We start from the raw sequence: 13519 nt of genomic DNA, 5'->3' as shown, positions 1-13519 counted from the left end.
ACCCAAAGACAGAATCAACCTGAACGATCGCGCAGCCGACGGCGGAAAGCCGACAGGCAGGGCGGATTCGCGCCCTGCCCTGCCTCGCAACCGCCTGTCAGATCAGTGAGCGCGGACCTGCTTCGTCCCGCGCTTTGCAGCACGGCGGGGCCGTCCCTTGTCGTTCCCGCGCGACGGCTCGGCGGTCGCACCAAGCGGTGCAGGCATGTGCGTGAGTGCGACCTGCAACACTTCGTCGATCCATTTGACCGGCTTGATCTCCAGGCTGTCCTTGATGTTCTGCGGAATGTCCGCGAGATCCTTCGTGTTCTCGTCGGGAATGAGAACCGTGCGAATACCGCCCCGGTGCGCAGCGAGCAGTTTTTCCTTCAATCCGCCGATCGGCAGCACCTGTCCGCGCAATGTGATTTCGCCCGTCATCGCAACATCGGAACGCACCGGCACCTTCGTCAGGGAAGAGACGAGCGCCGTGCACATGCCGATACCTGCGCTCGGACCATCCTTCGGCGTAGCGCCTTCCGGCACGTGGATGTGCACGTCGGCCTTCTGATAGAAATCCGGATCGAGGCCGAGAATGCTGGCGCGGCTGCGCACCACCGTCATCGCTGCCTGGATGGATTCCTGCATCACTTCGCCGAGCTGACCGGTGTGCGTGAGCTTGCCTTTGCCAGGCACGACGGCCGCTTCGATCGTCAGCAGTTCGCCGCCGACTTCCGTCCAGGCAAGGCCAGTCACCTGACCGACATGATCCTGCTCTTCCGCGCGGCCATATCGGAAGCGACGGACGCCGAGGAACTTGCTCAGATTCTTCGGATTGACGTTGACGACCTTGGTGTCCTTTTCCGTCAACAGCTGCTTCACGGCCTTGCGGCAGATCTTCGAGACTTCGCGCTCGAGGTTACGGACGCCCGCTTCGCGCGTGTAGTAGCGGATGATATCGAGCACCGCGGTATCAGCGACTTTGAGCTCGCTGTTCTTCAGGCCGTTCTGCTTCACCTGCTTCGGCACGAGATAGCGACGCGCGATCGCGCTCTTCTCGTCTTCCGTATAGCCCGGCAGACGAATCACTTCCATTCGATCGAGCAGCGGCGCTGGAATGTTCAGACTGTTTGCCGTGCAGACGAACATCACCTGCGACAGGTCGAAGTCGACTTCGAGGTAGTGATCGTTGAACGTCGTGTTCTGCTCCGGATCGAGCACTTCCAGCAGCGCCGACGACGGATCGCCGCGGAAGTCCATCGCCATCTTGTCGACCTCATCGAGCAGGAAGAGCGGATTGGCGAAACCCGTCTTCACCATGTTCTGGATGATCTTGCCGGGCATCGAACCGATGTACGTCCGGCGATGGCCGCGAATCTCGGCTTCATCGCGCACTCCGCCGAGCGACATGCGGACGAACTTGCGATTCGTCGAGCGCGCGATCGACTGACCCAGTGACGTCTTGCCCACGCCCGGCGGGCCGACGAGACACAGGATCGGTCCCTTGAGCGTCTTCACCCGCTGCTGCACGGCGAGGTATTCGACGATGCGCTCCTTGACCTTCTCGAGCCCGTAGTGATCTTCGTCCAGCACCTTCTCGGCGTGCTGGATGTCGTGGTGGACCTTGGTCTTCTTTTTCCAGGGACACTTCACGAGCCAGTCGACGTAGTTGCGGACGACGGTCGCCTCGGCCGACATCGGGGACATCAGCTTCAGCTTGTTCAGTTCCGACATCGCCTTGTCGCGCGCTTCCTTCGGCATGCCCGCCTTCTGGATGCGCTGTTCCAGTTCCGCGAGCTCGTTCGGCGCGTCTTCGATCTCACCCAGCTCCTTCTGGATGGCCTTCATCTGTTCGTTGAGGTAGTACTCGCGCTGGCTCTTCTCCATCTGCTGCTTCACGCGGCCACGGATGCGCTTTTCGATCTGCAGCACATCCATCTCGCCTTCGATCAGCGCGAGGATGTGTTCGAGGCGTTTGCGGACGTCGTGGATCTCGAGCACTTTCTGCTTTGCATCGAGTTTCAGCGACATGTGGGCCGCAACCGTGTCCGCCAGGCGGCCGGGCTGCTCGATGCCCGCGAGCGAGGTGAGGATCTCCGGCGGCACTTTCCGGTTGAGCTTCACGTACTGCTCGAACTGCGAAATCACCGAGCGCGACAGCACGTCGATCTCGCGCTCGTCGAACTGCTCGACATCGCGCAGCGGGCTGATGTCAGCGGAGAAGTACTGGTGCGCGTAGAGCTTCTCGAGCTTCGCTCGCTCGACGCCTTCCACCAGCACCTTCACCGTGCCGTCCGGAAGCTTGAGCAGCTGCAGGATCGTTGCGACCGTGCCGAGCCGGTACAGATCCTGCGGACCCGGATCGTCGACATCCGCCTGCTTCTGCGCGACGAGCAGAATCTGCTTGCCGGCACGCATCGCCTGGTCGAGCGCGAGGATGGATTTCTCCCGCCCGACGAACAGCGGAATCACCATGTGCGGATAGACCACCACATCGCGCAGCGGCAGGACCGGGATGCCGCTGGGCGGCGTTCCGGACTGTTCGACTTCAGGAGTATCTGTGCTCACGCGATGTACCTTTTGCTTGGGCAGCCGATCCTCGTGCGTTGCGATCGGCTGAGGGGAAATTCCGAACTGAAAATACCGGAAGCGGTGCCCTGCTACCAGCGCCAGCGACACGCAAATCGTCTCGGCTTGCACCGAAGACAATCGTGTATCCGCGCAGAGAAGCGGCCATTCGTGCGGCAGGCCGTGAACATGAGCGCTGCAGACCGCAGTGCATGAAAAAAGGGCGCCACCAGGGCGCCCTTTTCAGTCAATGCCTGAGGCAAAACTCAGTGATGATCGCTGCCGGTCGGGCGGCGCTCTTCCACGGCGTTGGTCCGGGCTTCGTCCGAATTGCCGTAAACGATGTAGGGCTTGCTCTCTCCGCCGATCACCGACTCATCGACGACAACCTTCTGCACGTTACGCAGCGAAGGCAGTTCATACATGGTCTCGAGCAGAACGTTCTCGAGGATCGTGCGCAGACCGCGGGCGCCGGTCTTGCGCTGCATTGCCTTGTTGGCCACGGCCTTCAGGGCATCGACGCGGAACTCGAGCTCCACGCCTTCCATGTCGAACAGCTTGCGGTACTGCTTGCTGAGCGCGTTCTTTGGCTCGAGCAGGATCGATACGAGGGCCGCTTCATCCAGCTCATCGAGCGTCGCCACCACCGGCAGACGTCCGACGAATTCAGGAATCAGGCCGTAGCGGATCAGATCCTCGGGCTCGACGTCGTGAAAGACGTCGCTGCCATGCGGACGTTCCGACTGCTGGCGCACATCGGCGGTGAAGCCGATGCCGGTCTTCTGGGTGCGGTTCAGGATGATCTTTTCGAGTCCGGCGAATGCGCCACCGCAGATGAAGAGGATGTTGGTCGTGTCGACCTGCAGGAACTCCTGCTGCGGATGCTTGCGGCCGCCCTGCGGCGGTACCGAAGCGATGGTGCCTTCGATCAGCTTGAGCAGCGCCTGCTGCACGCCTTCACCCGAAACGTCGCGGGTGATCGACGGGTTGTCGGATTTGCGGGAAATCTTGTCGATTTCGTCGATGTAGACGATGCCGGTCTGCGCCTTCTCGACGTCGTAGTCGCACTTCTGCAGCAGCTTCTGGATGATGTTCTCGACGTCCTCACCGACGTAACCGGCTTCGGTGAGCGTCGTCGCATCGGCGATCGTGAACGGAACGTTGAGCAGCCGTGCGAGCGTCTCGGCGAGCAGCGTCTTGCCGCAACCCGTCGGACCGATCAGCAGGATGTTGCTCTTGGCGAGTTCGACCTCGTCCTTCGAACGCTGCTCGCCCGTCTTGGTCTGCAGGCGCTTGTAGTGATTGTAGACGGCGACCGAGAGAACCTTCTTGGCGCGCGGCTGGCCGATCACGTATTCGTCGAGGACCTTCTTGATCTCGTGCGGGCGCGGCAGTTTGTCCCGCGTGCGCTCAGCTCGTTCCTCGAGCTCTTCGCGAATGATGTCGTTGCACAGCTCTACACATTCATCGCAGACGAACACCGACGGGCCGGCAATGAGCTTGCGCACTTCATGCTGGCTCTTGCCGCAGAAGGAGCAATACAGAAGCTTGCCGTCGTCGTGTTTCCCGCGTGAGTCATCAGACATGAGTCACCCATCAAATGGCCGCCGCAGTGGGCCGTGATCGACAGAATTGAGCAATTCCGTCTCGTTTCAAGGCAGTGCGCGGGTTATATAGCACGCACCGCCATCAGGGCGCAAAGACGCCCCTCCCGGGTGTTGCATAACACCCGAAAAGTGTCGAAATTCCTCACAGACTCAATCATTTAGCCCCGTTTGTAGGGACCTGCTCGCGCTGCTCGAGGACCCGGTCGATGAGACCGTATGTGGCAGCCGCTTCGCCGCTCATGAAGTTGTCGCGGTCCGTGTCCTTGGCGATCTTCTCGATGCTCTGGCCCGTGTGCTTTGCAAGAATCCGGTTCAGCCGGTCGCGGGTGTCGAGCACTTCGCGGGCGTGGATGTCGATATCCGACGCCTGACCCTGGAAGCCTGCCAGCGGCTGGTGAATCATGATCCGCGAGTGCGGCAGCGAGTAGCGCTTGCCCTTCGTCCCGCCCGACAGCAGCACGGCGCCCATGCTGGCCGCCTGCCCTACGCACATCGTGCTGACGTCGCACTTGATGAACTGCATCGTGTCGTAGATCGACAGGCCGGCGCTGACCGAACCGCCCGGCGAATTGATGTAGAGCGCGATGTCCTTCTCGGGGTTTTCCGATTCGAGGAACAGCAGCTGCGCCACGATCAGGTTCGCCATGTGATCTTCGATCGGGCCGACGATGAAGATCACGCGCTCCTTCAGCAGGCGCGAGTAGATGTCATAAGCACGTTCGCCGCGAGCAGTCTGCTCGACGACCATGGGGACGAGATTCATAACGGGGCTGGTTCTCACGCTCATCGGTATCACTCGCTCGCTGTGACTTGAGCTTAGTTTGCAGCAAAGTCACAGCGGGCGCCCACGCCAAAACGCCAGATTTACGCTACGCGCCGAAATTCATCAGTTCTTTGAAAGTCGACGGCTGATCCGTCACCTTGGCGCGTTCGAGAATCCATTCGACCGCTTGATCTTCCAGCACGCCGGCTTCCATCTGCCGGCGGATCTGGGGATTGCTGCGGTATGTCTGCAGAGCCTTGTCGGCATCAGGGAATTGCTGAGCGAGATCTTCGAACCGCTCCATCACTTTCGCCTGGTCGACGCGCAGGCTGGCCTTCTTGATGACTTCGCCCATGAGCAGGCTGAGGGCCACGCGACGCTTCGCCGCTTCCACGAAGTTCTCGGCCGGCGGCAGCTGCGACACATCCTTCGCACCGAGGCGACGGCCCGCATCGATCTGCAGCTCACGCACCTGCTGATCGACGACCGACTTCGGCAGCTCCACCGGATTCGCAGCGAGCAGTGCATCGAGAACCTGCTTCTTCACGCGCGCATTGATCGCATCCGCGAGTTCGCGACGCATGTTGTCTTCGACTTCCTGGCGCAGGCGGTCGATGCCACCTTCTTCGACGCCGTACGACTTGCAGAACTCATCATCGAGCTCAGGCAGCTTCTGCTCTTCGACAGTGTGCGCCTTGATCGCGAACTTCACGGCCTTGCCGGCGAGCTCCGCACCACCGTAGTTCTGCGGGAACGTCAGGTCGATCGTCTTGTCCTCGCCCGCACGGATGCCCTTCAGGCCCGCTTCGAAATCCGCGAGCATGCGACCGGCGCCGAGCACGACCGGGACGTTCTCACCCTGGCCGCCGTCGAACGGCTTGCCGTCGATCGTGCCGGCAAAATCGATCGTCACGCGATCGGTGTCGCGGGCTTCGCGATCGACGGACGCAAACGTCGGACGCTGCTGGCGCAGGTTCTCGATCATCGCGTCCACATCGGCGGGCGTGACTTCGGCATTCGGCTTCGAGACGTCGATGGTTTCGACGCCCGCGAGCTCGATCTGCGGGAATACTTCGAACACGGCGCGATACTTCAGATCGCTGCCCTGCTCCATGCTGATCGGCTCGATGCGGGGATTCGCGGCGGGCGTGAGATTCTGCTGGCTCACGGCTTCGGCGAATGTCGACTGCACGACGTCGCCCAGCACTTCCTGGCGCACCTGCTGGCCGAACTGCTGACGTACGACTTTCACGGGCACTTTGCCGGGACGGAAGCCCTTCAGCCGCACGGTACGGCTCATCGACTGCAATCGCTCGTCGATCGCCTTCTCGACGCGCTCGGCCGGAACCTGAACTTCCATGCGGCGCTCGAGGGCGCCGGTTGTCTCTACCGAAACCTGCATTTGACCAACAACCTCTGTAATGACTGCTTCGCGGCTCATTCGCGGCTGACCGGCGGTACATGGTGCGAAAGGAGGGACTCGAACCCTCACGGGGTTACCCACTGGAACCTAAATCCAGCGCGTCTACCAGTTCCGCCACTTTCGCCGAACCGACCGCCTGCCCGGCCGGCCGGGGGGCGCGGAGTATACCCGACGAAAAGACGCCTGACGGCAGGCAGTTGACGTTTGATCGCCGGAAAACGTTCAGGAATTCACCCGCCCCAGGCCCCATGCGGGCCCTCCCCGGGAGGGGAACTTCGAGGCGGGGGAAGTGGTGGGCCGTATAGGACTCGAACCTATAACCAACTGATTAAGAGTCAGCTGCTCTACCAATTGAGCTAACAGCCCACGAAACCGAATTGAGTGGGGTGGACGATGGGACTCGAACCCACGACGGCCGGAATCACAATCCGGGGCTCTACCAACTGAGCTACGTCCACCATCGTCCCGCCATCGATTCCCATTTTTCCCGCCGGCGATGGCTACCGGCAGAATTCGCCCATCTCAAGGGCTTGAGAGACCGCTTCCTGCGATCCTTCCTCTTACCGGGCCCGCCGCATCAAGTGGCGCGCCCGGCAGGACTCGAACCTGCGACCCTCGGCTTAGAAGGCCGATGCTCTATCCAGCTGAGCTACGGGCGCAGCGTCATCAGCAACGACCGGTGAGTTGGTCGGGGCAGAGGGATTCGAACCCCCGACCCTCTGCTCCCAAAGCAGATGCGCTACCAGACTGCGCTATGCCCCGCCAGAAAGCCGCCCCCGCTCGGGGCGCGAATCATACGTGCGAGGTCCGATAGCGTCAATTTGAGTATTGGGCGTCGGCCGCCCAAGGGATTCCGTCGCATCAGCCCCGTCGCCAAAGCGTCGCACCGTCCGGTTTGTCTTCCAGAACGATCCCGGCCTGTGCCAGTTGATCCCTGATGCGGTCGGATTCCTTGAAGTTGCGTGACTTGCGCGCCGCCGCACGCGCGGCAATGAGCTCCTCGACCGCCGACTCCGACAGCCCCGATGCCGATTCCGTGCCCTGCCCTTTGGCGGACTTCTGCAGAAACGCTGCGGGGGAAGCCTGAAGGACACCGAGCACCGAACCGAGATGCTTCAACTCCGCGGCGAAGGCCGCAGCCCTGGCCGCATCGACACCCTTCGCCTTGTTGATCTCGCCTGCGAGCCATTGCAGCGCCGCGAGCGCATCGGGCGTATTGAAGTCATCGTCCATCGCCGCGACGAATTTTCCAGTAGCTTCGCTCGCCTCCCACCTCTGCGCGGGGACGACATCACGCAACGCCGAGTAGAGGCGCGCGAGCGTGGTGTCGGCCTGCTCGATCTGCGTGAGCGAATAGTTGATGGGCCCGCGATAGTGGCTCGACAGCAGGAAGAATCGCAGCACTTCCGGGTCGCGCACGTGCCCCGAACCGAGCACGTCGCGGATCAGGAAAAAGTTGCCGACAGATTTCGCCATCTTCTCGTTGTCGACGTTCACGAAGCCGTTGTGCATCCAGTACGTCGCGAACTGTTCGCCGGTCGCCGCGCACGACTGCGCAATCTCGTTCTCGTGATGCGGAAACTTGAGATCGAGACCGCCGCCGTGAATGTCGAAGCGCGTGCCGAGCAGATCGAGCGTCATCGCCGAGCATTCGATATGCCAGCCGGGACGTCCGGCTCCCCACGGCGAAGGCCACGAGGGTTCACCGGGCTTGGCTTGCTTCCAGAGCACGAAATCAAGCGGATCCCGCTTCGCTTCGTCCACCGCGACGCGCGCGCCCGCGCGCAGATCGCTCAGCTGCCTGCCCGACAACTGGCCGTATGGCTTGAACGCGCTGACCGAATACATCACGTCGCCATCGGACGCGACGTAAGCGTAGTTCTTGTCGATCAGTGATTGCGTCATCGAGACGATCGTCGGGATGTGCTCCGTCGCCTTCGGCTCGAAGTCGGGGCGCAGTATGCCCAGACGATCGTAGTCTTCGTGCATCGCCGCGGTGAAACGCGCAGTCAGCGCCTGCACCGGCTCGCCGTTCTCGGCGGCGCGCTTGATGATCTTGTCGTCGATGTCCGTGATATTGCGGACGAACGTGACCTTGTAGCCGCGATAGGCGAGATAACGCCGGACCACGTCGAATGCGATCTTCGAACGCGCGTGGCCGATATGGCAGTAGTCGTAGACGGTATCGCCGCACACATACATGCGCACGACACCGGGCTCGAGCGTACGAAGCTCTTCCTTGCGACCACTCAGCGTGTTGAAGATCTGAAGCATCGTCAGCGTGTCCCGCTCGCGATCTGGCGAGCCTGTTCCAGTCGTTTCGTGATTTCCTGTGACGACAGCAACGCCAGCAGGGGCCCCAGTTCGGGTCCATGCAGAACGCCTGTCAGCGCGGCGCGCAGTGGCATGTATAGCCCCGGGCCCTTTCGCCCGGTGCGCTGACCGATTTCCTTCGCGATCTGCCGGAACTCACCCGCGATCTGCGCGAACACGCTCTGAGTCGTGACGAAGAAATCGGCACCCGCCTCCCGAATCACGGTCAATGCTTCCGCCGGCAACGCAGGCAGCTCGCCGAACACGACATCCACCCACAGCTTTGCATCACCGGGGAACTCGATGTTGTGCCGGATCGCTTCCGCGAACTTGCCCAGCTGCGCGGTGGCCACACCCGTGGGCATCTGAGCAGAGATCCACACCAGGAAATCATCGGTGCTCAGACGTGCCACCGCTTCCTTCTGCCAGTGCTTGAGCTGCGCTTCATCGAACTTGGCAGCCGCACGACCCAGACGCGACAGGTCGAACTCCGCACGCATCGCTGCATCGTCGAGCCAGCCATCGGAAACGCACGTGTGCCCGAGCCGTACGAGATGATTGCGCAGTGCGCTGGGCAGATATCCCCGACGGCGCAGGTCTCGCAGGCTCAGATCACCATGTCGCTTCGACAGCGGCGAACCATCCATTCCCAGCAACAATGCAACGTGCGCGTATCGCGGCACGGGCAATTCGAGCGACTGCAGGATCAGCATCTGTCGCGGTGTGTTCGTCAGGTGATCGTCGCCACGCAACACGAGCGTGATGCCCATGAGAGCGTCGTCGATGGCATTCGAGAAGAAGAACGCGGTGCTGCCGTCGGCGCGGCGGATGATGAAGTCGCCGATGTCATCGGTACTGAAGCGCTGCTCGCCGTGAACCACGTCGACGAAGCTCACGACCTGCCCGTTGGGCACGCGGAACCGCAACGCAGCGGGCTTGCCGCTCACGAGTCGTTCGGCACGTTGTTCTTCCGTCAGTACGCGGCACGTGCCCGCATAGCGCGGCGGCTTGCCCGCGGCGAGCTGCTGCTTGCGGGCGATGTTGAGCTCGGCCGGCGTGCAGAAGCATGGATAGGTCAACCCGGCGGCATCGAGCTTCGCCAGCCAGTCTTCGTAGATCTGGCGGCGCTGCTGCTGACGATAGGCCACGTGGGGACCACCGACGTCGGGGCCTTCATCCCATTCCAGCCCGAGCCAGCGCAGATCCTGGAACAGCTCGCGCATGAACTCTTCCGAGCTGCGAGCCTCGTCCGTGTCCTCCACGCGCAGGATGAACTGACCACCCGATCCACGGGCAGCCAGAAAGTTGAGCAGCGCCGTGCGGGCGTTACCCAGGTGCAGATGCCCGGTGGGGCTCGGTGCGAAACGTGTAACTAGAGGACTCGAAGACGTCATTACTTGGTGGGGACGACGCGGACCACCCTGGTCGCGTGAGCCCTGCATTCTATACACGGCCGCTGCGGGCGTCCTCCCCGGCGCTTGAGGCCGCGGGGGGATTGCTTGCTAAGATGCCTCATCGATCCGACATCCGCCTCAAGAGCTTTTCCATGCGCCGACTGCTGTTCGCCGTCCTCCTGACATCTTGCGGGATTCTCTCAGCCCAGGCTCAGAGCCCGGTGCTGGTCCGCGTGCACACCAACGCGGGCAGTTTCCTGATCGAACTGGACACCACCCGGGCGCCGCTGACCGTGGCGAATTTCCTCGAGTACGTGAGGGCCGGCCACTACAACGGCACGATCTTCCACCGCGTGATCGGCAACTTCGTGGCGCAGGGCGGCGGGTACGACGAGCAATACGTGGAGAAGCCCACGCACTCCAACGTTCCCAACGAATCCGGCAATGGTCTCTCGAACCGGCGCGGTACGGTCGGGATCGCACGCACCGGCGACCCGCACAGCGCCAATGCCCAGTTCTACATCAATCTCTCGGACAACGCGGCGCTCGACCCCCAGCCGAGCCGGTGGGGCTACGCAGTCTTCGGCAAAGTCATCGAAGGCATGACCATCGTGGATGAGATCGGCGCTGTTGCAACAGGCTCGGGCGGACCGTTCGACAAGGACGTGCCGATCAAGCCGGTCATCATCGAGCGGATGGAAGAACTGAAGTGACATGTCGCGGGGCAAGCCCGTCCTGCGATGGGCCGGCGGAATGGACTCCATCGCGTCCATGAGCCTCGTCTTGCCGTGACGACGTTATTCATCTCCGACCTGCATCTCGACGGCGCGCGGCCGGACATCACGGATCAGTTCCTCGACTTTCTTTCGCGCGAAGCCCGCGGCGCGCATGCGCTGTACATCCTCGGCGATCTCTTCGAGGCCTGGATCGGCGACGACGATCCCGACCCGGACAAACGACGCGTGCTGGCCGCGATGAAGCAGATCACCAGCGGCGGTGTTCCGTGCTACGTCATGCACGGCAACCGTGACTTCCTGCTCGGCAAACGCTTCTGCGCGGACAGTGGAGCGAAGCTCATCGATGACGGCACCGTCGTCGACCTCTACGGCAAGCCGGTGCTGCTGATGCATGGCGATACGCTTTGCACCGACGATCACGCCTATCAGCGCCTGAGAAGGATCGTCCGCAATCCGCTGGTCAAGTTCGTGCTGCGCAACCTGTCGCTTTCGCAACGACAGAAGCTCGCGGCAAGGATGCGCGCAGGGAGCAAGGCGCATATCGAGGCGATGGACACGGCGGCTCCCGCGATCATGGATGTGAACAATGCCGCGGTGGACAAGGCGTTTCGCCACTACGGCGTCGATTGCCTGATTCACGGCCACACGCATCGGCCCGCGGTGCATGAATTGACGGTCGATGGCCGGAAGGCAACGCGGATCGTACTGGGCGACTGGTACGACCAGGGCAGCGTACTGCGCTGGCGGAAAGAGGGATTTGAGCTGGCGGGACTGCGGCGCGGGTAGTCTTCCCGTGGGTCCGACTAAGTCGGACCCACAAGATGACTAGTTGGTCGGACAGCCCGAATGAAACCGGAACTGCGCATCCGGCGACGTAGCGAGGTCGGCTTCCACTTCACCGATCACACGCAACCTCTCCTTCCAGTCCTCCCCTTCCGCCCTCTGCTCGGCGAGGCGCAGATAGAGCCCCTGGTGCCGCGCTTCCGATTGCGCGAGGCCACCGTAAAACGAACCCATCGGTTGCCGCAGTCGTGGCGCCAGTCCTTCGAAGCGCTCACAGGAACGGGCCTCGATCAACGCCCCGCACAGGAGCAGGTCCAGCAGTCGCTGCGGCTCATGCGTTCGCAGACACCGACGCAAGCCTTCGGCGTAGCGCGAGGGCGACAGCCGCACCCACGGTGCTCCCATTTCCCGCATCACTTTCTGCACTTGTTCGAAGTGCCGCAACTCCTCTCGGGCCAGGCGCGATATCCGATCCGTCAGCGCCGCATCGTGTGCGTACGTGAATATCAGCGAGAGCGCCGTCGATGCCGCTTTCTTCTCGCAGTTGGCGTGATCGACGAGCAGCTCGCGCCAGCGGTCGACAGCGACATCAAACCAGCGCGTCGGTGTAGCCGCCAGAAGAACGCGCGGCGCCTGCACATCGGGGATGGCGTTCATACGCTCACCTGAATCTGGCGGATGCTCTCGAGCAGCGCCTTCGCCGATTCAAAGCGATCAGCGGGCTCCTTGGCCAGCAGTCGATCCACCAGCGGCTGATACACCGCAAGCTCCTTCTCTAGCGAGGGAACCGGCGCATTGCCGTGAAGATAGAGCACCGCCATCGCGTTCGGGCCCACGAAGGGTTTTCGTCGAGTCAGCATTTCGTAGAAGATCACACCGAGACTGTAGAGATCGCTGCGTTCATCGAGATCGTGGCCGTGACCCTGCTCCGGGCTCATGTAGTACGGCGTTCCGAAGATCTCTCCCGTGCCGGTCATGTCGACATCCATCGCGACGTGCTTCGCCAGGCCGAAGTCGATCAGCGCGATCGAGCTGTCCGAGCGCATCATGATGTTTCCCGGCTTCAGGTCCCGATGCAACACGCCGACCTCGTGGACGACCTGCAACGCGCCGGCCATCTGCGCGAGGTACGTCAGCGCCTCCTTGGGCCGCAGAGCACTCGCGATGTGACCGCGAAGATCACCCAGCGGGAAGTATTCCATCGCAATGTAGGCGTGGTCGTCGGCGACACCCAGATCATAGATCCGCACGACGTTCGGGTGCCGGATCCGCGAGATCAGTTCGTACTCCTGCAGGAATCGGGAGAACTGCGTCTGCACGTCGCCGCTCTCCTGTGTATCGCGCAGGACTTTGAGCACGACCATTTCACCGGCGCGCTCGCTTTCAGCGAGATACACCATGGAAGTTCCGCCGATCGCGAGCTCGCGCACACAGCGATGACCACGAATCATCACGGGCCCGAAGGTGGAAGCAGCTTTCGATTGCGCACTGGTGCGTCGCAAGGCAAGCGCCTGTCGGCGGCGCTGGACCGCGTCGCGCATCGCCGATGCGAACCTTCGATGATCGATGCGTTCGCGGGCAAGGCAATCGACTACGCGCGGCATCACGCGCTTCACGAGGTCAGCGTCATCGCCCGCCGCGAGATAGATGAGCGGAGGAAAGGACTCGCGTCGTGTGACATTTTCCAGCCACTCCTCCCCTCGCCCGCGCTCGACGCGGTCGTCCAGCACGACGACGTCGTAGCCCAGTGCCGTGAACGCTGAATGTAGTCTTCCCGACACCAACGGGGCATGGACGCGGCATTCGGCATCCGACCAGACGACGGAAATGTGTTGTTCGAGCGCGCGGCCCAGTTCGGTGTGATCGGTGATGATCAACACGCGTGGACCGGCCGGCGCATTCGTCGGTGGGGCGTTACGGCCTGCTGGACTGGGAACACCCGAAGACATGGG

10 protein-coding genes and 5 tRNA genes are annotated in these 13519 nt (G+C 62.3%); 2 read left to right on the top strand and 13 right to left on the bottom strand.

The features are described from left to right. Positions 1-102 precede the first annotated feature (102 nt). The 11 genes from lon to gltX all read right to left on the bottom strand — a co-directional run bounded on the left by lon (position 103) and on the right by gltX (position 10047). The gene (gene lon, locus HNQ60_RS02175) at positions 103-2547 is read right to left on the bottom strand and encodes an endopeptidase La (protein ID WP_407676422.1); all 2445 of its coding nucleotides are present in this window, start codon (positions 2545-2547) and stop codon (positions 103-105) included. Positions 2548-2813: 266 nt separating this feature from the next. After that, positions 2814-4133 carry an ATP-dependent Clp protease ATP-binding subunit ClpX gene (gene clpX / locus HNQ60_RS02170; protein WP_184329372.1) on the bottom strand — a complete coding sequence of 440 codons (1320 nt, stop codon included), beginning with the start codon at positions 4131-4133 and terminating at the stop codon, positions 2814-2816. A gap of 175 nt (positions 4134-4308) precedes the next feature. Further along, positions 4309-4917 carry an ATP-dependent Clp endopeptidase proteolytic subunit ClpP gene (gene clpP, locus HNQ60_RS02165; protein ID WP_184329371.1) on the bottom strand — a complete coding sequence of 203 codons (609 nt, stop codon included), beginning with the start codon at positions 4915-4917 and terminating at the stop codon, positions 4309-4311. Positions 4918-5023: 106 nt separating this feature from the next. Then, entirely contained in the window at positions 5024-6319 is a 1296-nt protein-coding gene (tig, locus tag HNQ60_RS02160) for a trigger factor (protein WP_184329370.1), read from the bottom strand. A 60-nt stretch (positions 6320-6379) separates the two neighbouring features. Beyond that, positions 6380-6464, bottom strand: a tRNA-Leu gene (locus HNQ60_RS02155). A 166-nt stretch (positions 6465-6630) separates the two neighbouring features. After that, positions 6631-6706, bottom strand: a tRNA-Lys gene (locus HNQ60_RS02150). A gap of 16 nt (positions 6707-6722) precedes the next feature. Beyond that, a tRNA-His gene (locus HNQ60_RS02145) sits at positions 6723-6798 on the bottom strand. Between the two features lie 124 nt (positions 6799-6922). Beyond that, positions 6923-6999: transfer RNA gene (locus tag HNQ60_RS02140), tRNA-Arg, on the bottom strand. Positions 7000-7025: 26 nt separating this feature from the next. Then, positions 7026-7102: transfer RNA gene (locus HNQ60_RS02135), tRNA-Pro, on the bottom strand. 99 nt (positions 7103-7201) lie between these two features. After that, positions 7202-8614: a cysteine--tRNA ligase gene (gene cysS / locus HNQ60_RS02130; protein ID WP_184329369.1), complete on the bottom strand. Its 1413-nt coding sequence runs from the start codon at positions 8612-8614 to the stop codon at positions 7202-7204. Between the two features lie 2 nt (positions 8615-8616). Then, positions 8617-10047 (bottom strand): glutamate--tRNA ligase, encoded by a 1431-nt coding sequence (gene gltX, locus HNQ60_RS02125; RefSeq protein ID WP_184329368.1) that lies wholly within the window; start codon positions 10045-10047, stop codon positions 8617-8619. A 224-nt stretch (positions 10048-10271) separates the two neighbouring features. Here gltX and HNQ60_RS02120 point away from each other — a divergent pair, with 224 nt between their 5' ends. Further along, on the top strand, positions 10272-10760 hold the full coding sequence (locus tag HNQ60_RS02120) for a peptidylprolyl isomerase (RefSeq protein ID WP_184330157.1): 489 nt from the start codon (positions 10272-10274) through the stop codon (positions 10758-10760). Between the two features lie 75 nt (positions 10761-10835). Further along, entirely contained in the window at positions 10836-11570 is a 735-nt protein-coding gene (lpxH, locus tag HNQ60_RS02115) for a UDP-2,3-diacylglucosamine diphosphatase (protein WP_184329367.1), read from the top strand. A 39-nt stretch (positions 11571-11609) separates the two neighbouring features. On the opposite strand, the gene miaE is transcribed toward lpxH, so the two are convergent. Together miaE and HNQ60_RS02105 are read right to left on the bottom strand one after the other, a co-directional pair. After that, the gene (gene miaE, locus HNQ60_RS02110; RefSeq protein ID WP_184329366.1) at positions 11610-12224 is read right to left on the bottom strand and encodes a tRNA-(ms[2]io[6]A)-hydroxylase; all 615 of its coding nucleotides are present in this window, start codon (positions 12222-12224) and stop codon (positions 11610-11612) included. Further along, positions 12221-13516: a serine/threonine-protein kinase gene (locus tag HNQ60_RS02105; protein ID WP_184329365.1), complete on the bottom strand. Its 1296-nt coding sequence runs from the start codon at positions 13514-13516 to the stop codon at positions 12221-12223. The genes miaE and HNQ60_RS02105 overlap by 4 nt, the downstream gene beginning before the upstream one ends. Between the last annotated feature and the right edge of the window lie 3 nt (positions 13517-13519).

Origin of the sequence: Povalibacter uvarum (assembly GCF_014202975.1) — a bacterium.
GTDB lineage: Bacteria > Pseudomonadota > Gammaproteobacteria > Steroidobacterales > Steroidobacteraceae > Steroidobacter > Steroidobacter uvarum.
Note: the sequence above shows the minus strand (reverse complement) of the source record. Positions and strands in the feature narration are given on the sequence as shown.